This is a genomic window from Variovorax sp. J2P1-31 (assembly GCF_030317215.1).
Lineage (GTDB): Bacteria > Pseudomonadota > Gammaproteobacteria > Burkholderiales > Burkholderiaceae_C > Variovorax.
Genome location: NZ_JASZYA010000005.1, coordinates 76,485 through 98,149 on the forward strand (window position 1 = coordinate 76,485; position 21,665 = coordinate 98,149).

A 21,665-nucleotide genomic window follows, 5' to 3' on the forward strand; every position below is an offset into this window, starting at 1 on the left:
CATGGAACACCCCACCCTCGAACCGGGCTCGGTGCGCGACGAGCGCCCGACCGCCGCACGCTCGCTGCGCGCGGCCCTGCATTACTTCTCCGGCACGCTGCAGTCCCAGCATGCCCTGATCGACGCGCGACGGCGCACGCTGGGTGAACTCGGCGGCGAACTGGCGCGCCAGCAGGCCGAGATCGATGGCCTGCGGCAGACGCTGGTGCAGCGCGAGGCGGAGATCGACCGGCTCGCGCAGGCGCTGGCTCGGCCTTCGCGGCTTCGGCTGGCGTTGCGGCATCCGGTGCGCGCCGTGCGCTATGTGCTGCGCCGCATCGTCCAGCGGCTGCGCCCGGCGCCGGCGCCCGCGGCCGTGGCATTGCCGGCGCCCGTGGTCGACTGGATGAGCACGCCCGTGGCCGCGCGCGTCCAGCCCTCCGACTACCGCGAGCGCATGCGGGCCTTGCTGGACACAGGCCTGTTCCAGGGGCTGCGCACGCTCACCCTCGTCGTGCCGCCCGCGCTGCGCGGGGCCGGTGCCTCGATCGAACGCAGCCTGGCCCAGACCGGCCTGAGATGCAGCCTCGTGTCCGCGATGCCCGCGCAGTTCACCGATGCGCTCTACCTCGTCGTGAGTCCCTGCGCCTTCACCCGGCTGCCGCCGGCCGACCGGCGCATCGTGTGGCTGGTCGAGCCGGCCGAGCAGGCGACGGTCCTGGCGGAGGCCGTGCTCGCGCCGCTGGCCGAGTCGCTGGCCATCTTCGATGCATCGCTCGCGCACATCGCGGCCCTGCAGGCGCGCGGCATCGCGCTGCACCAGACCTTCTATGTGCCGATCGATCCGGCGGGCGCCGTCGATGACTCCGCGCTGGGCCTGGCCCATCTGCTGCCGCGCGCACTGCATGGCTGCGGCGCGATCGACGACGAGGCCTTCGAGCGCGCCACGCGCGGCACGCGCCTGGACGCGGACCATCTCGTGCTCTGCCTGCCGGAGTCGCTGGCCCGCTTCGAAAGCGCACGGGCCCACCTGCGACCCGGCGCCCTGCTTTTCCCCGGCCTGCGCCACCTCGACGGATGGAAGGGCACGGCGCTGGGCTATCGCTTCATCGCACGCAGCGCGCTGGCCGCGGGACGCACGCGGCTGATCGTGTCGGAGGACGACGTCGAGTTCGACGAGGACTTCGAGGCCAGGCTGGCGAAGACGCTTCAGCACCTCGACGTGCATGCCGGCCGCTGGGACCTGTTCTCGGGCCTGCTGACCGACCTGTCGGAGCACGCCGAGGTCAAGGCGGTCGAGGCCAGCGGGAGCGACCTGTTCCTGCGGCTGGACTCGGTCATCGGCATGCTCTTCGGCATCTACGGACCGCCCGCGCTGGCGGCGCTGGCGACCTACCGGGTGGCGGGCAACGATCCCATGAAGGACACCATCGACCGCTATCTCGAAGCGCTGCGGCCGCGCTGCGTGACGATCTTTCCGCCGCTGGTGCGGCATGGCGAGGGCTTCACTTCCACGCTGTGGATGCCCGAGGGGCGCGGCTTCCTGAGCAACGAATCGATCAACCCCATGATCCATCGCAGCCAGCTGCGACTGGTCGCGAAGATCGGCGACTGCCTCGAGCGGGCCTAGACCCCCAGGTAGCGCGCCCACAGCCCCCGGTCCGCATCCAGCGCGGCCGAGTCCCCTCGCCACACCACGCGGCCGCGCTCGAGGATCAGGTGGCGGTCGGCGAGCGGCAGCAGGCGCTGCACGTACTTGTCGACCACCAGGATCGCTTCGCCCTCGGCCTTGAGCGTGGCCAGGCAGCGCCAGATCTCCTCGCGGATCACCGGGGCCAGGCCTTCGGTGGCCTCGTCGAGGATCAGCAGGCGCGGGTGCGTCGACAGCGCGCGCGCGATGGCCAGCATCTGCTGCTCGCCGCCCGAGAGCTGGTTGCCGGCGTTGGCCTTGCGCTCGCCCAGCCGCGGGAACAGGCCGTAGAGCGCCTCGACGGTCCAGCGCGGTGCGCTGTGCTTCGCATCGGCGCGCGGCCGCGCGAAGGCGCGCAGGTGCTCGTCGACGCTCAGGTTCGGGAACACATGCCGGCCCTCGGGCACGATCGCCACGCCGCGGCGCGCGATCACGTCGGGCTTGGCACCGCCGATGTCGGTACCGTCGAAGCGCACGCTGCCGCGCAGCGGCTTGAGCGTGCCGGTCAGCACCTTGAGCAGCGTGCTCTTGCCCATGCCGTTGCGGCCCAGCAGCGCCAGCACCTCGCCGGGGCGCACGTCGATGTCGATGCCGAACAGCACCTGGCTTGCACCGTAGCCGGCTTCGATGGCCTTGCCTTCGATAAGCATCAGGTTTTCCTCCCACTGCACAGAGGGTCACGTCGGCAGAAACCGGCGCAGCGCCAGCCCAGGAACACCGCGGAGCCGGCTTTGCCGGGCCACGGGTGTTGCCCCCGGAAGGGGGTTGGCGCTGCCACACGAAGTGGGCAAGCTTGGGGGAGAGTCATGTGTGCCCTTCCGCTTCGGTGCCCAGGTAGACGGCCTGCACGTCGGGATGGCCGCGCACTTCGTCGGCGGTGCCGGTCATCAGCACCTTGCCCTGCACCAGCACCGTGAGCCGGTGGGCGAGCTTGAACACCGCATCCATGTCGTGCTCGATCAGAAGAATGGCCATCTCGCTGCGCAGCGATTCGATCAGCGTCACCATGCGCGCCGATTCGTCGGGGCCCATGCCGGCCATCGGCTCGTCGAGCAGCAGCAGCTTGGGCCGGGCGGCGAGGGCGAGCGCCACGTCGAGCGCGCGCTGCGCGCCGTGCGGCAGGGTGCCGGCGATGCGCTGGCGTTCGCTGGCCAGGCCCACGCGCTCGGCCAGCGCCTCGGCCTGCGCGACCAGGTCGGCCTCATCGGCGCGCGGCGCCATGAAGCGCATGCTGCTGCCCGCGTGCGCCTGCACCGCGAGCATCAGGTTGTCGTGCACCGTCTCGTTGGCGAACACGCGCGTGACCTGGAAGCAGCGCGACAGGCCCGCGCCCACGCGCTGGTGGTCCTTCAGGCCGGTGATGTCGCGCTCGCCCAGCCAGATGCGGCCGGCGTCGGCCTTGAGCAGGCCCGAGATCAGGTTGATCAGCGTGGTCTTGCCGGCGCCGTTGGGGCCGATCAGCGCATGCACCTCGCCGGCATCCACCGTGAGGTTCACATGGTCGGTCGCGAGCAGGCCGCCGAAGCGCTTGACCAGGCCTTCGATTCTGAACAGGCTCATGCGGCCACCGCCTTCTTCCTGCGCGACAGCGCCGCCAGCCCCTTGGGCGCCCACAGCGCCACCGCGATCAGCAGCAGGCCCAGCGGCATGTGCCAGTGCTCGGTGTGCTGCTTGAGCACCTCCTCCAGCAGCAGCCACACGGCCGCGCCGACCGGGCCGCCCCAGCTGCGGCCCAGGCCGCCGATCACCACCATCACCAGCAGCGTGGCCGACTGCGTCCAGTGCATCGCGCTCGGGCTGATGAAGCCGTTGCCGCCCGCCAGCAGCGCGCCCGCGAGGCCGGCGATCGCGCCCGCGATGGCGAAGGCCGCCAACTGGATGCGGAACACCGGGTAGCCCAGCGCGCGCATGCGCGTCTCGTTGTCGCGGATGCCGCGCAGCGCATGGCCGAAGCGCGCGCCAGTGGCGCGGTGCATCCAGGCCAGCAGCAGCGTGACCAGCGCCAGCACCACCCAATAGAAGTTCGATTCGTTGCCCAGGTCGACCCCCAGGCCCAGCACCGGGCGCGCGGGCAGCGTGTAGCCGTCGTCGCCGCCGTAGGCCCGCAGCGACACCGCGATGAAGTACAGCATCTGCGCGAAGGCCAGCGTGGTCATGATGAAGTAGACGCCGCGCGTGCGCAGCGCCACCGTGCCGATCAGCGCGGCGACCAGGCCCGCGAAGAGCATCGCGGCGGGCCAGAGCACCCAGGCCGAGACCACGCCCGCATCGGACAGGGCCACCACCGTGTACGCGCCGACGCCGATGAAGCCCGCATGGCCCAGCGCCACCATGCCGCCGAAGCCCAGGATGAAGTTGAGGCTGGCCGCGGCCAGCGCGATGATGAGCACGCGCCGCATGAAGCCGACGTAGAACTCCATGCCGAACAGCGGCGCCACGAGCGGGAAGGCCGCCAACGCGAGCAGCAGCGCGACGAGAAGAAGGGTACGGGGCTTCATGCGCGTGCCGAGAAGAGGCCGGAAGGCCGGAAGATCAGGACGACGACCATCAGCGCGTACATCGCCACTTCGGCGAACAGCGGGCCGAGGTCGGCGGCGGTGGCCGGGGGCAGCGTGGCGCGCAGCAGCATCGGCAAAAAGGCGCGGCCGATGGTGTCGACCAGGCCCACCAGCAGTGCGGCGACGAAGGCGCCACGCACCGAACCGATGCCGCCGATCACCAGCACCACCAGCGCGGGGATCAGGATCTGCTCGCCCATGCCGACCTGCACCGCGACGATGGGCCCCATCAGCGCGCCGGCCAGCGCGGCCAGTGCCGCGCCCAGCAGGAACACGCCGTTGAAGATGCGGCCCACGCGCACGCCCATGAGCTCGGCCATCGGCCGGTCGGAGGCGCCGGCGCGCACCCGCATGCCGACGCGCGTGTGGTTCACGAGCACATAGAGCGCCAGCGCCACGGCCACGCCGGCGCCGAGGATCACCAGCCGGTAGGCCGGGTAGGGCAGGCCCTCCATCAGCTGCACCGGGCCGCTCAGGGCCGCGGGCGTGGGCGCCATCACCGGCGAGGGGCCCCAGATCATCTTGACGATGTCGTCGGCCACCAGGATCACGCCGAAGGTCGCGAGCACCTGCGCGAGGTGGTCGCGCTTGTAGAGCCGGCGCATCAGCAGCACCTCGAGCAGCGCGGCGACCACGACGGTGACCGCCACGGCCAGCACGATGGCCGCCACGAAGGAGCCGCTCTGCTGGTGGGCCTGCGCCGCGACATAGGCGCCCGACATGAACAGCGAGCCGTGCGCGAGGTTCAGCACGTCCATGATGCCGAACACCAGCGTGAGCCCCGCGGCCAGCAGGAACAGCATCAGGCCGAAGCCGAGTCCGTTGAGCAATTGCTCGAGAAAGAGAATGCCGGTCATTGGGAGAAGAAGGATGCGGGCAGCCGGACGCAGGGGACGCGAAGGTTTCGCAGAGGACGCAGAAGATTCATCGGGACAGGTCCAGGAACTCCCTGGCTGTCCTTTCGCGTCTTCTGCGAAAGCTCTGCGCCTTCTGCGTCCTGAAGTCCGTCTGTCGGATGGGCTGCTGCGAGACGCTTACTTCAGCGGGCACTTGTCGGCGTAGGTGTCGCCGTAGTTCGTGAGCAACGTGCTCACCGTCTTGTTCGTGACCTTGCCCTGGGCGTCCTTGCCGATCACGCGCAGGTAGAAGTTCTCGATCGGATAGTGGTTGTTCGCGTACTTGAAGCTGCCGCGCGTCGACGCGTAGTTGGCCTTCTTCAGGGCGGCGATCACGGCTTCGCGGTTCTGCGCGTTGCCGCCGGCCTGCTTCACGGCGGCGTCCATGGCCAGGATCACGTCGTAGGCCTGGGCGGCGTACAGCGAGGGGTAGCGGCCGTTGTATTCCTTGCGGAAAGCTTCGACGAAGGCCTTGTTCGGCGCGTTGTCGAGGTCGTGCGCCCAATGCGAGGTGTTGAACAGCCCCAGCATGGGTTCGCCCACCGCGCCGATCACGTCCTCGTCGGCCGAGAAGCCGCTGGTGACCAGCGTGATGTCCTTCGACAGGCCCGCGCCCACGAACTGCTTGATGAAGTTGATGCCCATCGCGCCGGGCAGGAAGAAGTAGATCGAGTCGGGCTTGGCCGCGCGGATCTGCGCCAGCTCGGCCGCATAGTCGATCTGGCCCAGCTTGGTGTAGAGCTCGTCGGCGACCTGGCCCTTGAACTGGCGCTTGACGCCGCCCAGCGCGTCCTTGCCCGCGGGGTAGTTGGGGGCGATCAGCACCATCTTCTTGAAGCCGCGGTCCTGCGCGAACTTGCCGGCCGCTTCATGGAACTGGTCGTTCTGGTAGGCGGTGCCGAAGAAATAGGCATTGCACTGCGCACCCGCGAACTGGCTGGGGCCGGCGTTCGACGAGAGGTAGGGCACCTTGGCCGCGAACAGCGTGGGGCCGACGGCGATCGCGATGTTCGAGCCGATCGGGCCGCTGAACAGGTCGATCTTGTCGCGCTGGATCATGCGGTCGACCAGCTGCTTGGCCTGGTCGGGGCTGCCCGCCATGTCGGCCTGGATGAACTCGACCGGCTGGCCGCCCAGCTTGCCGCCCAGCTGCTTGATGCCCAGCGCGAAACCGTCGCGTGCCTCGGCACCCAGCGCGGCGAAGGGACCGGAGATGTCCAGGGCCAGCCCCACCTTCACCGGCGCGGCCATCGCGGCACCGGCGAAGCCGAAGGCGGAGGCCAGCGCCAGGGCGCACAGGGAACGGGTCAGGCGGGTCGCGGCGGGCGGCGGGGTGATCTTCGTGCGCATGGAGACTCCGGTAAGTAAGGGTTGGCACCACATCGATGCGTGCGGCCCCGGCATTGTGCGGAGCCACTTCATTCACAAGTCAATACTTTATGCATGAAGCATCTGGTGTCAACGGGGCTTGCACGAATGGTGCCAACCCTTGGTCGCGCGAACGCGCCGCCGCGTCCGCGTCCCTTGCGCCCGCCTCAGTCCGCCGTGCCGCCCGTTTCGTAGAGCCGCCAGGCCGCCTCGGCGCCGAGGCCGCGGTGGATCATGGCCATCAGCGCGGCCACCACGCCCGAGGGGTTGGCGTGCTGGTAAACGTTGCGTCCGTAGACCATGCCGACGGCGCCCTGGTCCAGCAGCACGCGCGAGCGCGCGAACACCTGCTGCAGGTCCTCGCGGCCGCCGCCGCGCACGAGCACGGGGCAGCGCGCGGCCTGCACCACGCGGTGGAAGTCGGCCGGGTCGCTGGTCGGGTCGGCCTTGACGATGTCGGCCCCCATCTCGCGTGCCAGACGCGTCAGCGTGACGATCTTCTCGGCATCGCCGTCGACGCTGTAGCGGCTGCCGGCGGTCGGGGCCTGCATCACCAGCGGCTCGATCATCAGCGGCATGCCGTAGCGGTCGCAGTCGGCGCGCACGCGCGCGATGTTCTGCACGCACTGGCGGAACAGGTCGGGCTCGTCGGGCAGCATGAACAGGTTGACCACCACGCAGGCGGCGTCCATCTGCACCGCGGGCAGCACCGGGTCGTCGTGGTTCTGCAGCACGGCCCACATCGCGCGGTGCCGGGTCGCGTTGTAGGGGTTGCCCATGTCCAGGCGCATCACCAGCGCGGGGCGGCCGCGGCCGGGGCGGTGCTGCAGCAGGTCGGCCTGGCCGAGGTTGAGCTGGATGGCGTCGGGCGCGGCGGCCACCAGCCTGTCCATCACCGCGGGCATGTCCTCGAGCCCGTCGAGGAAGGTGGGTTCGTTGCACACGCCGTGGTCGAGCGCGATGTCCAGGCAGCGCCCGTTGTGCAGCAGGCGGTTCAGGCGTGCGGTCTTGTCCTTCGACATGGGGAGAGGTCCTTGAGTGGAGAGGAGGGGGGAAGGGACGTCAGGCCAGCGCGCGCAGGTGCGCGGCCGCGGCCGCGTCGATGCGTTGCAGCGTCTCGTCCTGCAGGGCGATCGCACCGGCGGCTGCGTTCTCGGTGGCCTGCTGCGGCACGCGCGCGCCGCACAGCGCCACCGACACGCTGCCGCGCGCCAGCGTCCAGGCGATCATCAGTTGGCCGAAGGAGCAGCCGAGCTGCCGGCGCAGCGGCTCGAGCGTCTCGAAGAAGGCCGCGAGCCTGGCGCGGTTGCCGGCGCTGAAGCGCGGGTTGCTCGCGCGCTGGTCGTCGCCGGTGAACTGGCGCGCGGGGTCGATGGGGCCCGCGAGCAGGCCCAGCGCCAGCGACGAGTAGCCCAGCACCGCGACATCGTGCTCGGCGCACAGCGGCAGCAGCGTCTGCTCGATCTCGCGGTCGATCAGGCTGTAGCGCTCCTGCGCCGCATCGACCGGGCCGTGCCGCAGGTACTCGGCCAGCGTCTCGGGGCTCACGTTGCTCACGCCGATGGCGCGGATCTTTCCCTGCTGCTTGAGCGAGAGCAGCGCGTCCATGGTCTCGGCCACGGGCGTGGTGCTGTCCTGCCAGTGCGTGATGTAGAGATCGATGTGGTCGGTCTGCAGGCGCTTGAGGCTCTCTTCGCATTCATGGAAGATCGACTCGCGCCCGAGGTAGCGGTACACCGGATGCCCGTCTTCCTCGAAGAAGTGCGTGCCTTCCCGCGTGTGCCACACCAGCCCGCACTTGGTCGCGATCACGGCTTCGTGGCGGCGGCCCTTGAGCGCGGCGCCGACGATGCTTTCCGAGCGCCCGAGCCCATAGGCCGGCGCGGTGTCGATCAGCGTCACGCCGGCGTCCAGCGAGGCCTGGATCGCGCGCACGGCCGCTGCCTCGTCGGCACCGCCCCACATCCATCCGCCCATGGCCCAGGTGCCCAGGCCGATGGCCGAGCATGCGATGCCCGAGGGGCCGAGCGTGGTCTTCTTCATCGTCGATGCGTTGTCGCTCATCGCGGGGTCTTTCGTGTGTTCAGGAGGTGGTCGATGGTCACGGCCGCGAGCAGGATCAATCCCTTGATCACGTCCTGCCAGTAGGGCGACACGTCGAGCAGGATCAGCGAACTGGTCACCACCGACAGCAGCGCCAGGCCCAGCACCGCGCCCAGCACCGTGCCCGCGCCGCCCTTGAGGCTGGCGCCGCCGATCACGGCCGCGGCGATTACGTTGAGCTCCATGCCCATGCCGAAGGTGGGCGTGGCGGCGCCGAAGCGCGCGGTGTAGATCACGCCCGCCAGGCCGGCCGAGGCCGAGCACAGCACCGTGACCCAGAACTTCACATGGCCCACGCGGATGCCCGAGTACAGCGCGGCCTTCTCGTTGCTGCCGGTGTAGAACACGCGCCGCAGCAGGGTCGAGCGGCGCAGCACGAAGTCGCTCACCACCACGATCGCCAGGAAGATCAGGATCACGGCCGGCACGCCGAACAGCGTGCCCTGGCCGATGAACTTGAATTCGGCCGGCAGCGAGAACAGCGACTGCGGCGTGCCCTGCGTGAGCGCCAGGCACAGGCCGCGCACGATCACCATGAAGGCCAGCGAGGCGATGAAGTGGTTGAGCCCGATGCGCGTGACGCAGCCGCCGATCAGCGCGCCGATGCCCGCGCTCGCGGCGATGGCGATGAGCCCGGCCGTCCACGGATCGAGGCCCATGAGGAACAGCTTGCCCGTGACCACCATCGCGAAGCACACCACCGAGCCCACCGACAGGTCGATGCCGCCGACGATCAGCAGGATGGTCATGCCCACCACCACGATGCCTTCGATGGAAAAGGACAGCAGCATCGCGCGCACGTTGTCCCAGGTGAGGAAGTAGGGCGAGGCGAAGCTCATCGCCACGCACAGCGCCGCGATGATCAGCAGCAGGCCCATCTCGCGCATGCGGATGAGCTGGAGGGCGGGCTTCGTCGGTCGCGGCGCCAGGCCCGCGTCGAGTTGTGCTGGAGGGTTCATGCTGTTTCCTGTTCGCATAGTCCGGAGGCCAGCCGCAGCAGCGCCTCTTCCGTCATGTCGTGGCCCTGCAGCTCGCCGGCCAGCCGGCCGTCGCGGATCACCAGCGCGCGGTCGCACAGGCCGATGATCTCGGGCAGTTCCGAGGAGATCACGACCACGCCCGTGCCCTGGTTCGCGAGCTCGCGCAGGATGTGGTGGATCTCCGACTTGGCGCCCACGTCGACGCCGCGCGTGGGCTCGTCCATCAGCAGCACCGAGGGCTCGGTGGCCAGCAGCTTGGCGATCGCCACCTTCTGCTGGTTGCCGCCCGACAGGCTGGCCACGGCGATGGCCACGCCGTCCGATTTCAGCTTGAGCTTAGCGCCCAGCGTCACCGCCAGCCGGTGTTCGGCCGCGCGCTGCAGCAGCCCGAAGCGCGAGCTCACGCGCTGCAGTGCCATCGAGGCGATGTTCTGCGCGATCGGCAGGTCGAGGTAGACCCCGGCCGCCTTGCGGTCCTCGCTGAGGTAGGCGATGCCGGCGCGCAGCGCGTCGCTGTATTTGCGGATCGACAGGGCCTTGCCGCGCAGCCGCACCGTGCCGCGCGTCGCGGGACGCAGGCCGCACACGGTCTCGGCCAGCTCGCTGCGGCCCGCGCCCATCAGGCCCGCGATGCCGAGGATCTCGCCTCGCCGCAGCGTGAAGGACACGCCGTGCACGCGCGCGCCGTCGGCGAGGTCGATCACCTCCAGCACGGCATCACCCGCGGCCGAGGCCTCTTGCTTGGGCGGGTAGTAGTTGCCCAGGTCGCGCCCGAACATGCGGCGCACCAGCGCGTCGGCGTCGAGCTCGGCCAGCGGGCCGCTGTGCACGTTGCGGCCGTCGCGCAGCACGGTCACGCGGTCGCAGTGCGCGAAGATCTCGGCCATGCGGTGGCTGATGTAGACGATGCCGATGCCCTGCGCCTTCAGGTCGTGCAGCACCTTGAACAGCGCGGCCGACTCGTTGTCGGTCAACGCGGCGGTGGGCTCGTCGAGGATCAGCACCTTGCAGTCGAGCGTGAGCGCCTTGGCGATCTCGACCAGCTGCTGGCTCGAGATGCTGAGCTCGCCCACCAGCGCGCTGGGGTCGATGGCCTGCCCCAGCCGCTGCAGCACCTTCGCGGCGCGCGCGTTGAGGCTGGCGTAGTCCATCCACGCCTGCCGGCCGGCGTTGATCTCGGGCATGAAGATGTTCTCGGCCACGGTGGCGTCCGCGCACAACGCGATCTCCTGGTGCACCAGGCCGATGCCCAGGCGCATCGCATGCGCCGGGCCGTCGATGACCACCTGGCGGCCGTCGAGCGTGATCTCGCCCTCGTCCGGCTGGTGGATGCCATCGATGATGTTCATCAGCGTGGACTTGCCCGCGCCGTTCTCGCCGCACAGCGCGTGGATCTCGCCGCGTGCGAGCGAGAAGTCCACGCCCGTGAGCGCGCGCGAAGCGCCGAAGCGCTTGCCGATGCCGCGCAGTGCGAGCAGATCGCTCACAGCCTTCATTCGCCGATGCCCTTGGTGCCGCGGCGCGCGAGGTACTTGTCCCAGTAGAAGTCGTCGGCGTTGGCCTTGCTGACCACGGCCAGGCCGTTGTCGAGGAAGGGCACGGCCATCGGGTTGGTGCCGTTGCGCTTGGCGTCGTTCATCGGGTCGATCAGGCCCGGGTTCTTGGCCAGGAACAGCATCATCATCCCCATGTAGCCCTGCATGCCCTGGTTGGGGTTGATGGAGCCGAACACGTCGCCCGACTTGATCATGTCGAGGATCTTGGCGTTGACGTCGCAGCACATCACCTTGATGTTCTTCTTGCTTTCCACCTTGGCCTGCGCCGCGCCCAGCGCCGAGTTGGCCTCGGGCATGAACAGCGCGCCCAGGTTCGGGTTGGCCTGCGCCAGGCTCAGCACCGCCTGGTAGGCCTTGTTCGGGTCCTGGTTGCTGGCGGCGCGGCCGACCAGCTTCATGCCGGGGTGCTTGGCCTTCATGCGGTTGATGAAGGCCGCGATGCGGCGGTCGTGGTTGTCCTGGCCCGGGTTCTCCAGCACCGCGTACTCGCCCTTGCCGCCCATCGAGGCCGCGATCGCGTCGGCCGCCTGCGTGCCTTCGCGGTCGTTGTCCGAGGTGATGAAGGACGTGCGCTTGGAGTTGGGCGAATCGGCCGCGAAGGTGACGACCGGGATGCCCATCGCCGCGGCGCGGTTGATCGGCTCGATGAAGGGGTCGGGGTTCATCGGGTGCAGCAGGATGCCCGCGGGCTTGCGCGCCAGCTCCTGCTCGAAGGAGGCCAGCTGCTTGTTGACGTCGTACTCCGGCGTGCCGGTGTAGCGCGTCTTCACGCCCAGCGTGCGGCCGAGCTGCTTCATCATCTCGTAGACCGGAAACCAGTACTCGACGCCCGACACCATCACGTTCATCACGTAGACGTCGCCGGCATTGCCGCGCAGGCCGGTGCCCGCCGCGGCAGGGGCGGCGGCTTGCTGTTGCGCGAGTGCGCTGGCGCCGGCCAGGCCGATACCGGCGGCGGCCGCGGACTTCAGGAAATTACGCCTCATTCTTTGTCTCCTCACGTGGACTGGCAGAGCTGGCGACCTGCTGTTCGGGCAGGCCATTCAGGACCTTGGTGTCACCACAGTTGTTATGACAGGTAGAATGTAAGCGCAGCGCGTTTCTTCAGATAACTAGGGGAAACGCTACTGGAAACACGCTTTCATTGCATCGAAGCTGTTATGACATGAAGTCCAACATACTGATCGGCATCGACATGGGCTCGAGCAGCCTCAAGGCCCTGGCCCTCGACGCCGGGAGCGGCCGGGCGCTGGCGCTGTCCCGGCTGCCCCTGCCGCACGACCGGCTGCCCGCGGGCGGATGCGAAACGAGCGCGCCGGCCATTCGCTCGGCCCTGACCCAGGTGCTGCGCGACGTCGCCCACCAGCTCGGCGCGCGCGTGCACGAGGTGCGCGCCATCGGCTGCACCGGCCACGGCGCGGGGCTCTATGCGCTCGATGCAAACCATGAACTGGTGGGCGGCAGGGCGGTGGCCTCGACCGACCAGCGCGCCGATGCGCGGGCGCGCTCGCTGGCGCGGCGGCACGGCCCTGCGCTCTTCGCCGACGTCGGCTGCCAGCCGTGGCCGGGCCAGCCCACGGTGATCGCGGCCGAGCTGCTGGGTGCCGACGCGGTGCAGCGCGGCCTGCTGCACCGCCTGCTGTTCGCCAAGGACTACCTGGGCTTCCTGCTGACCGGCGAGATCGCCACCGATGCCAGCGACGCCAGCACCGCGGGGCTGCTGTGGATCGCCTCGGGCCAGTGGTCGCAGCCGGCCTTTGACGCCTCGGGCATCGCCGGGCTCGGCCCGCGCGCCTTCGGTCCGCTGCTGCGCAGCGGCGAGGTGATGGGCCTGCTGCGGCCTTCGGAGGCGGCTTCGTGCGGATTGCCCGCGGGCATTCCGGTCGCGATGGGCGCCATCGACCTGCTGGCCTCGATGACCGCGGTCGGCGCCGAGGCGCGCGGCCGTGCGGTGTCGGTGCTCGGCACCTGGTGCGTGAATGCGGTGATCGGGCCGGTGATCGCGCCCCAGCCCGATGTCGTGGCGGTGGTCAACTTCGGCCGCGCGCAGCAGCGGCTGTACCTGGAGAACAGCCCCTCGTCGATGGCCAACATCGCCTGGCTGGCCGGCGTGCTGGGCCTGCCCGATGCGCGCGCCGTGCTCGACCTCGCGATGTCGGTGCCGCTGGGTGCGCGCGGCCTGCGCTTCCTGCCTTTCGTGAATGGCGGCGCGGGCATCACGGCCGGCTTCGTCGGCCTGCAGAGCCATCACACGCGCGCCGACATGGCGCGTGCGGTGGTCGATGCCACCGCGGCGCTGCACGCCCGCCACACCGCGCGCCTCGCGGCCTGCGGCCTGTCGGTGTCGGCCTCGACCGTGCTGGGCGGCGGGGCCAGCGACGTGCGGCTGGTGCGCCTGCTCGCATCCTTCCTCGGCCGCCCGGTCGAGCGCTGCGCCGACGACGAGACCGGCGCGCGCGGGGCGGCGCTCTATGCCGCCATGTCTCAGGACATCGACCACGCCGCACCCGGCAGCGTGCTGCTCGCGCCCTGCGACGGCGTCGAGCCCGACGCGCGCGAGGCGCGGGCCCATGCGGACTTCCTGGCCGGCTTCAACGAATTGATCGACACCATGTCCCCTGTGTTCTCCCATCTGGCGGGGGCTGCGCGATGAGCGCCGCGCCACAGCCCTTCGTGCGCCCGGCCGCGATCGCCGAGCGCCACTTCTCGACCGTGGTCATCGGCGCCGGCATCAACGGCGTCGGCGTGTTCCGCGACCTGTGCCTGCAGGGCGTCGACTGCCTGATCGTCGACAAGGGCGACTTCAGCGCCGGCGCCAGCAGCGCGCCCTCGCGCATGATCCACGGCGGCCTGCGCTATCTCGAGAGCGGCAGCTTCTCGCTGGTGGCCGAGGCCACGCGCGAGCGCAACCGCCTGCTGCGCAATGCGCCGCACCTGGTGCAGCCGCTGGAGACCGTGGTGCCGCTGTCGAGCTTTTCCGGTGGCCTGGTCAGCAGCGCGCTGAAGTTCTTCGGCCGCACGCCGCCGCCGCGCACGCGCGGGCTGCTGGCGGTGGCCGCAGGCCTGCGGCTCTACGACCTGCTGGGCCGCCGCCAGCGCGTGATGCCCACGCATCGCATCCGCCGCGTGCCGCCGGCCGACCGGCGCCTGTTCCGTGCCGCGGTGCGCTGGACCGCCACCTTCTTCGACGCCTGGATCCGCCATCCCGAATGGCTGGTGCTCGAGCTGATCGGCGATGCCTGCCGCGACCAGCCGCGCTCGGCCGCGGTCAACCATTGCCGCGTGACGGGCTGCGCGGGCAAGGTGCTCACGCTGCGCGACGAGCTCACCGGCGCGCTGGTGCGGGTGACGGCCGACACCGTGGTCAACGCCACCGGCGCCTGGCTCGACCGCAGTGCGTCGCTGCTGGGCGGCGCCCCGGCGCGGGTCATGGGCACCAAGGGCTCGCACCTGGTGCTCGACCATCCCGCGCTGCGCGATGCGCTCGAGGGCCGCATGGCCTACTTCGAGGCGGTGGACGGGCGGGTGTGCATCGTCTATCCCTTCCTCGACCGCGTGCTGGTGGGTTCCACCGACATCCCGGTGGACGACCCCGACCGGATCGCGACCGAACCGGCCGAGGTCGACTACCTGCTCGAGGTGCTGGGCGAAGTCTTTCCGAACCTGGCCTTCGGTCGCGGCGACGTGGTCTACACCTATGTCGGTGTGCGCCCGCTCGCGCGCTCCGACGCCGACCAGCCGGGGCAGATCTCGCGCGATCATTCGGTGGTGGTGGATGCGCCCGACGGCACGCGTGACATTCCCGTGGTCGGCCTGGTGGGCGGCAAGTGGACCACCTTCCGCGCGCTGGCCGAAGAAGCCACCGACGAAGTGCTGCGGCTGCTGGGCCGCGCGCGCAACGCATCGACCGCCGCGCTGGCCATCGGCGGCGCCGCGGACCTGCCGGCCGACGCCGCGGCCACCGAGCGCTTCCTGGCGGGCATCGTGTCGTCCTCCGGCCTGAGCCCTGCGCGCGCCCGCACGCTGCTGCGCCGCTACGGCACGCAGGCCTTGCCGCTGGCGCAAGGCTTCGCCGCGGCGGGCGATGTGCCGCTGCTGCATGCGCCCGACCATTCGGTGGCCGAACTCCGCCACCTGTGCCGCGCGACGGGCGTGGTCCACCTCGACGACCTGGTGATCCGCCGCACGCTGCTGGCGATCCGTGGGCTGGTCACCGACGCCGCGCTGGCCGAGATGGCGGCCGTCGCGGCCGAGGCGCTGGGCTGGGACGCGGCCCGCCAGCACCAGGAGCTGCAGGCCTGCGCCACTGCGCTGCGCGAGCGGCACGGCGTGCGCCTCGCGCCGGTGCAGCCCAGGGCGCCCTCTGCTTTCGATGCATCATTGACGAACCGCTCGGCCCTTGGCCAGTCCTAACGTGAACGCTTCCACCGACCCCTCGACCGTGCTCGACCGCGGCTCCGAATCGCCCCTCTGGGCCCAGTTCCGCGATGCCCTCCGCCTGCAGATCCTGCAGGGCGTGCTGCCGATCGGCGCTAAGCTGCCGTCCGAGGCCGAGCTGGGCGAGCAGTTCGGCATCTCGCGCATCGTGGTGCGCGAGGCGCTGGCCGACCTGGTGCGCAACAACCTCATCTACAAGATCAAGGGCCGCGGCGCCTTCGTGTCGGCGCGCGAGCGCGACGAGGACTTCGTCTCGACCGTGCTCGGCTTCTCCGACGAGATGGAACGCAAGGGCCGTTCGGTGCGCACGCAGATCCTGGTGCAGGCGCTGCGCGCCCCCACCGCGCAGGAGGCCGTGTCGCTGGGCCTCACCGACGACACCCAGGTGGTGGCGCTCAAGCGCCTGCGCAGTGTCGACGGCGAGCTGCGGCTGCTGGTCGAGACCGTGGTGCCGGCCGACCTCGCACCGGGCCTGCACCGCACGCGCCTGGACGACCGCTCCCTCTACGACGTGCTGCGCCGCCAGTACGGCCTGCGCCTGGTGCGCGCCGAGCGCTGGATCGACGCGGTGCTGCCCGATGCGCAGACCTGCGAGCTGTTGAACCTGCCCACGCCCGAGCCGCTGTTGCGCATCGAATCGATCGCCTACGGCGCCAACGGCCGGCCGCTGGAGCACTACCGCGCACTGCACCGCTGCAAGACCAGCCGCCTGCATGTGCAGACGACGACCTGAGGGGGATCGGGAGCGGGCAGCCGGACGCAGAGGTCGCGGAGGTTGCGCAGAGGTCGCAGAAGAAATCCAAGAAATGATTTCGATATCTTCTGCGACTTCTGCGTCGCTTTTGTCTTCCTTCTGCGTCCGGCTGTCCGGCTTCTACTTCAGGCCCGGGCCACTTTCGCCGGCCACAGCACCGAGGCGATCGCGACCATCATCAGCGCCACCGCGACCCCGTCCTGCCAGTGCACGACCTCGCCCAGCCACACCGCGCCGCTGAACACGCCGAGCACCGGAATGAACATCACGCTCAGCGTCGAGGCCACGGGCGGCAGGCCGCGTGCCAGGTAGAACCAGGCGGCGTGCGCGAAGCCGAAGATCAGCACCGCGTTGTAGCCGATCGAGCCCCAGGTCACGGCACCGGGCCAGGCCAGCTGCTCGCGCTCGAAGAGCAGCGAGAGCAACGTCATCACCACCGCCGTCATCGCCGTCATCCAGAACGACAGCGTGAGCGTCGGCAGCCCGATGCGCGTGTGGCGCAGCTGCTGCGTGCCCAGGGCCCAGGTGGCGGCGGCCACCAGCGCCAGTGCCACATAGCCGGGCCGTCCCGCGAGGCCGGTGAGCTCGTGCCACAGCAGCAGCCCGACGCCGATCGCACAGGCGCCCACGCCCAGCCAGGCGCGCCGCGTGAGCACGGCCGAGAACAGCAGCGCGCCGATCACGGCCGAGAACACCGGCATCGTGTAGCCCAGGATCGCTGCGCGTCCGCCCGACAGCGCCTTCACCGCCAGGATGATGCAGGCGTGCCAGACGAACATGTTGGTGGCGCCCAGCCACACCAGCTCGGGCCAGGCGCTGCGCGGCACGCGGAACGGCACCTTCATCCACACCAGCGCCAGCCCCAGCACCGGCAGGCCCAGCCAGATCGAGATCGCGCGGAAGCCCAGCGGCGGGTAGTCCGCCACGCCGAGCTTCATCACCGGCCAGTTGAAACCCCAGGCGAGGGTCAGGAGAAGGAGGAGGACGAACTGGCGCGGGGTGAAGGAGGGCATGGGGCGCGATGGTGGCGGGGGAGTGTGGGCGGGTGCTGGCGCTCGAGATCAGCCGCTGGACGCCGCCAGCGGCAGCAGCACGGTCACCGTGCTGCCCTGTCCCAGTCCGGCGCTGGCGGCCGAGACCTCGCCGCCGTGCCGCTCGACGATCTTCTTCACGATGGCCAGGCCCAGCCCCAGTCCACCCTCGGCATTGGACGCGGCACCGGGCGCCTGCACGAAAGGCTCGAACAGCTCGTCGATGGCGCCGGGCTGCATGCCGATGCCGTTGTCGCGCACGGTGACGACCACTTGGCGCGCCGCGGTGAGGCGAAGGTCCAGCGCCACCTCGCCGCCCGGGTCGGTGTACTTGGCCGCGTTGTTGAGCAGGTTCGCGAACACCTGCACCAGGCGCGTCGCATCGCCGAGCACCTCGACCGGCGCGGTGCCCAGGTCCGTGCGCAGCCGATGCCCCTTCTTCGCGATCAAGGGCTCGCTCTGCTCCAGCGCCTGCGCGAGCACCGCGCGCAGGTCCACCGGCCGCAGGTCGAGCTGGAACTCGCCGCGCATGACGCCCGAGAGGTCGACCAGGTCGTTCGCCATGCGCGTCATCTGCAGCACCTGGCGCCCGATGAGTTCGCTGGCCCAGACCACCCGCTTCGCGTCGTCGGGCGCGCGCCGCAGCAGCTCCTGCGCCGAATGCAGCGCCGACAGCGGGTTGCGGATCTCGTGCCCCAGCGTGGCCATGGCGTGGTCCTTGGCGCGGTTGCTGGCCCGCAGTTGCCGCACGCTCTCGGCCAGTGCATGGCGCGACGTCCGCAGCCGCCCGCCGATGACGCCGATGCTCAGGCCGATCACCAGGAACAGCACGGTCCGGCTGATGTTCTGCGGCTGGAGGAAGTCCTGCAGCCCGGTGCCGCTGCCGATGAAGAAGTAGGTGCCGATGGAGGTGCTCAGCACGGTGGCGAACAGCGCCGGCCCGAAGCCGCCATAGAGCGCGGCCACCACGACGGCGAGCGACAGGATCAGGTAGGGCCCCTGCTGCCCCAGCAGCGGGTTCAACAGGTAGCGCAGCAGCAGCGCGGCCAGCACCGCCGCCAACGCGATGGCGTAGTCGCGCGATTGCGCGCTGGCGGAGGGGGGCTCGGGCGGCAGCAGTGGCATGGTGCGGGGGCCGGGTGCGGCTGGAAAAAGGCGCTCAGCTCAGAGCAGCCGCTTCAGATAGCGCCCCGTGTGGCTCGCCTCGTTCGCCGCGATGTCCTCCGGCGTGCCTTCGCCCACCACCGTGCCGCCGCCGGCGCCGCCTTCGGGGCCCATGTCGATCAGCCAGTCGGCGGTCTTGATGACGTCGAGGTTGTGCTCGATCACCACGATGGTGTTGCCCGCGTCGCGCAGCTGGTGCAGCACCTTGAGCAGCAGCTCGATGTCGGCGAAGTGCAGGCCGGTGGTCGGCTCGTCGAGGATGTAGAGCGTGCGGCCGGTGTCGCGCTTGCTGAGCTCGAGCGCGAGCTTCACGCGCTGCGCCTCGCCGCCCGACAGCGTGGTCGCGGCCTGGCCCAGCTTGATGTAGGAGAGGCCCACGTCCAGCAGCGTGTGCAGCTTGCGCTCGATGGTCGGCACGGCCTTGAGGAATTCGTGCGCGGTCTCGACCGTCATCTCGAGGATCTGCGCGATGTTCCGGCCCTTGTACTGGACCTCGAGCGTCTCGCGGTTGTAGCGCTGGCCGTGGCAGACCTCGCAGGGCACGTAGACGTCGGGCAGGAAGTGCATCTCGACCTTGACCACGCCGTCGCCCTGGCAGGCCTCGCAACGGCCGCCGGCCACGTTGAAGCTGAAGCGGCCCGGGCCGTAGCCGCGTTCGCGCGCGGTGTTGGTCTCGGCCATCAGCTCGCGGATCGGCGTGAACAGGCCGGTGTAGGTGGCCGGGTTGCTGCGCGGCGTGCGCCCGATCGGACTCTGGTCGACGTTGATGACCTTGTCGAAGTACTCGATGCCTTCGATGGCCTCGTGCTCGGCCGGTTCGTCGTGCGCGCGGTAGAGCGTGCGCGCCACCGCGCTGTAGAGCGTGTCGTTGACCAGTGTGGACTTGCCCGAGCCCGACACGCCGGTCACGCAGGTCAGCAGGCCGACCGGGAAGGCCACGCTCACGTTCTTGAGGTTGTTGCCGCTGGCGTTGACCACGCGGATCTCCTGCAGTTCGCCCTGCGAAGCCAGGTGCGCGGCCTCGCGCGCGGCGCGGCGCTCGGCGGCCGGGCTCTGCGGGAAACGCGAGGCCTTCTTGCCTTCGTTGAAGGCCGGCTTGGCCACCACCGGCAGCCAGGCGGTGCGGTGCACCGGCACCGCGATCTTCCGGGCGCCCGACAGGTATTGGCCGGTGAGCGAATCCGGGTTGGCCGCGACCTGGGCGTAGGTGCCCTCGGCCATCACGCGGCCGCCGTGCACGCCCGCGCCCGGGCCCATGTCGATCACGTGGTCGGCGGCGGCGATCATGTCCTCGTCGTGCTCGACCACGATCACGCTGTTGCCGATGTCGCGCAGATGCTTGAGCGTGCCGATCAGCCGGTCGTTGTCGCGCTGGTGCAGGCCGATGCTGGGCTCGTCGAGCACGTACATCACGCCCGTCAGGCCCGAGCCGATCTGCGAGGCCAGCCGGATGCGCTGCGATTCGCCGCCCGACAGCGTCTCGGCGCTGCGGTCCAGGCTCAGGTAGTTGAGGCCCACGTCGTTGAGGAACTTGAGCCGCAGGCCGATCTCGCGCACCACCTTGTCGGCGATCTCGGCCTTGGCGCCGCGCAGCTTGAGCGTCTGGAAGTAGGCCAGGCTGTCGCGCAGCGTCAGGTGGCTGACCTCGTAGATCGCCAGCTTCGGCGGCGTGCTGCCGTCGTCGCGCGGCGTGTCGTCGACCAGGAAGACGTTGCGCGCCTCGATGCGCAGCCGCGAGCCGCCGCAGTCGGGGCAGGGCTGCAGGTTGCGGTAGCGCGCCAGGTCCTCGCGCACCAGGGTGGAGTCGGTCTCGCGGTAGCGCCGCTCCATGTTCGGGATGATCCCTTCGAAGGGATGCTTCTTCACCAGCTTCTTGCCGGCCGAGGCGCCCGACTCCATGGTGTAGCTGAACTTGATCTCTTCCTCGCCCGAGCCCTGCAGCAGCACCGCCTGCACATCGGCCGGCAGCGACTCGAAGGGCGCGTCGACGTCGAACTTGTAGTGCTTGGCGACGCTCTCGATCATGCTGAAGTAGTAGCCGTTGCGGCGGTCCCAGCCCTTGATCGCGCCGCTGGCCAGCGACAGCGAGGCGAACGCGACCACCCGGCTCGGGTCGAAGAACTCGCGGTGGCCCAGGCCGTCGCAGCTGGGGCAGGCCCCCACCGGCGAGTTGAAGGAGAACAGCCGCGGCTCCAGTTCGGCCAGCGAGTAGTGGCAGATCGGGCAGGCGAACTTGGCGTTGAACAGGTGCTCCTTGCCGGCCACCGTGTTGTCGTCGCCCATCTCCAGCGCGATGGCGCGGCCGTCGGCCAGGCGCAGCGCGGCCTCGAAGCTCTCGGCCAGGCGCTGCTGCATGTCGGGGCGCGCGCGCAGCCGGTCGATCACCACGTCGATGTCGTGCTTCTCGGTCTTCTTGAGCTTGGGCAGGTCGTTGTATTCGTAGGTCGCGCCGTCGACGCGGAAGCGCACATAGCCCGCGGCCTGCATCTCGGCAAAGAGCTCGAGGAACTCGCCCTTCTTCTCGCGCGCGACCGGCGCCAGGATCATCAACCGGGGCTCGTCGGGGATGGCCAGCGTCGCATCGACCATCTGCGACACCGTCTGCGCCTGCAGCGGCAGGTGGTGGTCGGGGCAGTAGGGCGTGCCGGCGCGCGCGTAGAGCAGGCGCAGGTAGTCGTGGATCTCGGTCACCGTGCCCACGGTCGAGCGCGGGTTGTGGCTGGTGGCCTTCTGCTCGATGCTGATGGCGGGCGACAGGCCCTCGATCACGTCGACGTCGGGCTTGTCCATGAGCTGCAGAAACTGCCGCGCATAGGCCGACAGGCTTTCCACATAGCGGCGCTGGCCCTCGGCGTACAGCGTGTCGAAGGCCAGGCTGGACTTGCCCGAGCCCGACAGGCCGGTGATCACCACCAGCTTGTTGCGCGGGATGTCGAGGTCGACGTTCTTGAGGTTGTGCGTGCGTGCGCCGCGGATGCTGATGCGCTGCTGCGCGAGCACGGCACCGAGGTAGGCGTCGTTTTGGGGCGAATTCACAGGCGGCGGTCCGATTTTTTTGGGCAACCGGACATGATAGACGCCCGGGCTTTCCTCGGCTGGGCCCCGGTTTAGGACTGACCTGGAACCCGCCGCGGCGCCGGCGACGGCCG

General features: G+C 70.1%; 17 protein-coding genes. 4 read left to right on the forward strand and 13 right to left on the reverse strand.

Features of this window, described 5'->3' with window-relative positions; translation table 11 throughout:
• Position 1: 1 nt before the first annotated feature.
• Complete coding sequence (locus tag QTI20_RS28940) at positions 2-1,609, forward strand: hypothetical protein (protein ID WP_286555824.1); 1,608 nt, start codon at positions 2-4, stop codon at positions 1,607-1,609.
• On the opposite strand, the gene QTI20_RS28945 is transcribed toward QTI20_RS28940, so the two are convergent.
• The 10 genes from QTI20_RS28945 to QTI20_RS28990 all read right to left on the reverse strand — a co-directional run bounded on the left by QTI20_RS28945 (position 1,606) and on the right by QTI20_RS28990 (position 12,116).
• Positions 1,606-2,319, reverse strand: a complete 714-nt coding sequence (locus QTI20_RS28945; protein WP_286555823.1) for an ABC transporter ATP-binding protein — start codon at positions 2,317-2,319, stop codon at positions 1,606-1,608. The genes QTI20_RS28940 and QTI20_RS28945 overlap by 4 nt on opposite strands.
• A 154-nt stretch (positions 2,320-2,473) precedes the next feature.
• Complete coding sequence (locus tag QTI20_RS28950; protein WP_286555821.1) at positions 2,474-3,229, reverse strand: ABC transporter ATP-binding protein; 756 nt, start codon at positions 3,227-3,229, stop codon at positions 2,474-2,476.
• Complete coding sequence (locus QTI20_RS28955; protein ID WP_286555820.1) at positions 3,226-4,167, reverse strand: branched-chain amino acid ABC transporter permease; 942 nt, start codon at positions 4,165-4,167, stop codon at positions 3,226-3,228. Before QTI20_RS28955 ends, QTI20_RS28950 begins: the two co-directional genes overlap by 4 nt.
• On the reverse strand, positions 4,164-5,084 hold the full coding sequence (locus QTI20_RS28960) for a branched-chain amino acid ABC transporter permease (protein ID WP_286555818.1): 921 nt from the start codon (positions 5,082-5,084) through the stop codon (positions 4,164-4,166). Before QTI20_RS28960 ends, QTI20_RS28955 begins: the two co-directional genes overlap by 4 nt.
• 177 nt (positions 5,085-5,261) lie before the next feature.
• Positions 5,262-6,473 carry an ABC transporter substrate-binding protein gene (locus tag QTI20_RS28965; RefSeq protein ID WP_286555816.1) on the reverse strand — a complete coding sequence of 404 codons (1,212 nt, stop codon included), beginning with the start codon at positions 6,471-6,473 and terminating at the stop codon, positions 5,262-5,264.
• A gap of 185 nt (positions 6,474-6,658) precedes the next feature.
• Positions 6,659-7,513, reverse strand: a complete 855-nt coding sequence (locus QTI20_RS28970) for a class I fructose-bisphosphate aldolase (RefSeq protein WP_286555814.1) — start codon at positions 7,511-7,513, stop codon at positions 6,659-6,661.
• A 40-nt stretch (positions 7,514-7,553) separates the two neighbouring features.
• A complete protein-coding gene (locus QTI20_RS28975) occupies positions 7,554-8,534 on the reverse strand; it encodes an aldo/keto reductase (RefSeq protein ID WP_286555916.1) in 981 nt (326 codons plus the stop codon).
• Between the two features lie 17 nt (positions 8,535-8,551).
• Positions 8,552-9,553 carry an ABC transporter permease gene (locus QTI20_RS28980; RefSeq protein ID WP_286555813.1) on the reverse strand — a complete coding sequence of 334 codons (1,002 nt, stop codon included), beginning with the start codon at positions 9,551-9,553 and terminating at the stop codon, positions 8,552-8,554.
• Positions 9,550-11,070 (reverse strand): sugar ABC transporter ATP-binding protein, encoded by a 1,521-nt coding sequence (locus QTI20_RS28985; RefSeq protein ID WP_286555812.1) that lies wholly within the window; start codon positions 11,068-11,070, stop codon positions 9,550-9,552. Before QTI20_RS28985 ends, QTI20_RS28980 begins: the two co-directional genes overlap by 4 nt.
• Complete coding sequence (locus tag QTI20_RS28990) at positions 11,067-12,116, reverse strand: substrate-binding domain-containing protein (RefSeq protein ID WP_183024227.1); 1,050 nt, start codon at positions 12,114-12,116, stop codon at positions 11,067-11,069. The genes QTI20_RS28985 and QTI20_RS28990 overlap by 4 nt, the downstream gene beginning before the upstream one ends.
• Positions 12,117-12,295: 179 nt before the next feature.
• Here QTI20_RS28990 and QTI20_RS28995 point away from each other — a divergent pair, with 179 nt between their 5' ends.
• From QTI20_RS28995 to QTI20_RS29005, 3 genes are read left to right on the forward strand one after another with little or no spacing between them, the layout of a single operon-like run.
• The gene (locus QTI20_RS28995) at positions 12,296-13,783 is read left to right on the forward strand and encodes an FGGY family carbohydrate kinase (RefSeq protein ID WP_286555810.1); all 1,488 of its coding nucleotides are present in this window, start codon (positions 12,296-12,298) and stop codon (positions 13,781-13,783) included.
• Positions 13,780-15,543 (forward strand): glycerol-3-phosphate dehydrogenase/oxidase, encoded by a 1,764-nt coding sequence (locus QTI20_RS29000; protein ID WP_286555808.1) that lies wholly within the window; start codon positions 13,780-13,782, stop codon positions 15,541-15,543. The genes QTI20_RS28995 and QTI20_RS29000 overlap by 4 nt, the downstream gene beginning before the upstream one ends.
• Before the next feature lies 1 nt (position 15,544).
• On the forward strand, positions 15,545-16,300 hold the full coding sequence (locus QTI20_RS29005) for a GntR family transcriptional regulator (RefSeq protein WP_286555807.1): 756 nt from the start codon (positions 15,545-15,547) through the stop codon (positions 16,298-16,300).
• A 146-nt stretch (positions 16,301-16,446) separates the two neighbouring features.
• On the opposite strand, the gene QTI20_RS29010 is transcribed toward QTI20_RS29005, so the two are convergent.
• The 3 genes from QTI20_RS29010 to uvrA are packed head-to-tail and all read right to left on the reverse strand — an operon-like array spanning position 16,447 to position 21,552.
• Positions 16,447-17,334, reverse strand: coding sequence for a DMT family transporter (locus QTI20_RS29010; RefSeq protein ID WP_286555806.1), 888 nt, complete (start codon positions 17,332-17,334; stop codon positions 16,447-16,449).
• 48 nt (positions 17,335-17,382) lie between these two features.
• Positions 17,383-18,477 carry a sensor histidine kinase gene (locus QTI20_RS29015; RefSeq protein WP_286555802.1) on the reverse strand — a complete coding sequence of 365 codons (1,095 nt, stop codon included), beginning with the start codon at positions 18,475-18,477 and terminating at the stop codon, positions 17,383-17,385.
• Between the two features lie 39 nt (positions 18,478-18,516).
• On the reverse strand, positions 18,517-21,552 hold the full coding sequence (uvrA, locus tag QTI20_RS29020) for an excinuclease ABC subunit UvrA (RefSeq protein WP_286555800.1): 3,036 nt from the start codon (positions 21,550-21,552) through the stop codon (positions 18,517-18,519).
• Between the last annotated feature and the right edge of the window lie 113 nt (positions 21,553-21,665).

Excerpts from the sequence above, each read along its gene's own strand:
- QTI20_RS28950 (WP_286555821.1), bottom strand. The coding sequence starts at position 3,229 with ATGAGCCTGTTCAGAATCGAAGGCCTGGTCAAGCGCTTCGGCGGCCTG.
- QTI20_RS28955 (WP_286555820.1), bottom strand. The coding sequence starts at position 4,167 with ATGAAGCCCCGTACCCTTCTTCTCGTCGCGCTGCTGCTCGCGTTGGCG.
- QTI20_RS29015 (WP_286555802.1), bottom strand. The coding sequence starts at position 18,477 with ATGCCACTGCTGCCGCCCGAGCCCCCCTCCGCCAGCGCGCAATCGCGC.
- QTI20_RS28965 (WP_286555816.1), bottom strand. The coding sequence starts at position 6,473 with ATGCGCACGAAGATCACCCCGCCGCCCGCCGCGACCCGCCTGACCCGT.
- QTI20_RS28945 (WP_286555823.1), bottom strand. The coding sequence starts at position 2,319 with ATGCTTATCGAAGGCAAGGCCATCGAAGCCGGCTACGGTGCAAGCCAG.
- QTI20_RS28975 (WP_286555916.1), bottom strand. The coding sequence starts at position 8,534 with ATGAAGAAGACCACGCTCGGCCCCTCGGGCATCGCATGCTCGGCCATC.
- QTI20_RS28985 (WP_286555812.1), bottom strand. The coding sequence starts at position 11,070 with ATGAAGGCTGTGAGCGATCTGCTCGCACTGCGCGGCATCGGCAAGCGC.
- QTI20_RS29010 (WP_286555806.1), bottom strand. The coding sequence starts at position 17,334 with ATGCCCTCCTTCACCCCGCGCCAGTTCGTCCTCCTCCTTCTCCTGACC.
- QTI20_RS29000 (WP_286555808.1), top strand. The coding sequence starts at position 13,780 with ATGAGCGCCGCGCCACAGCCCTTCGTGCGCCCGGCCGCGATCGCCGAG.
- QTI20_RS28960 (WP_286555818.1), bottom strand. The coding sequence starts at position 5,084 with ATGACCGGCATTCTCTTTCTCGAGCAATTGCTCAACGGACTCGGCTTC.
- QTI20_RS28970 (WP_286555814.1), bottom strand. The coding sequence starts at position 7,513 with ATGTCGAAGGACAAGACCGCACGCCTGAACCGCCTGCTGCACAACGGG.
- QTI20_RS28980 (WP_286555813.1), bottom strand. The coding sequence starts at position 9,553 with ATGAACCCTCCAGCACAACTCGACGCGGGCCTGGCGCCGCGACCGACG.
- QTI20_RS28940 (WP_286555824.1), top strand. The coding sequence starts at position 2 with ATGGAACACCCCACCCTCGAACCGGGCTCGGTGCGCGACGAGCGCCCG.
- QTI20_RS28990 (WP_183024227.1), bottom strand. The coding sequence starts at position 12,116 with ATGAGGCGTAATTTCCTGAAGTCCGCGGCCGCCGCCGGTATCGGCCTG.
- QTI20_RS28995 (WP_286555810.1), top strand. The coding sequence starts at position 12,296 with ATGAAGTCCAACATACTGATCGGCATCGACATGGGCTCGAGCAGCCTC.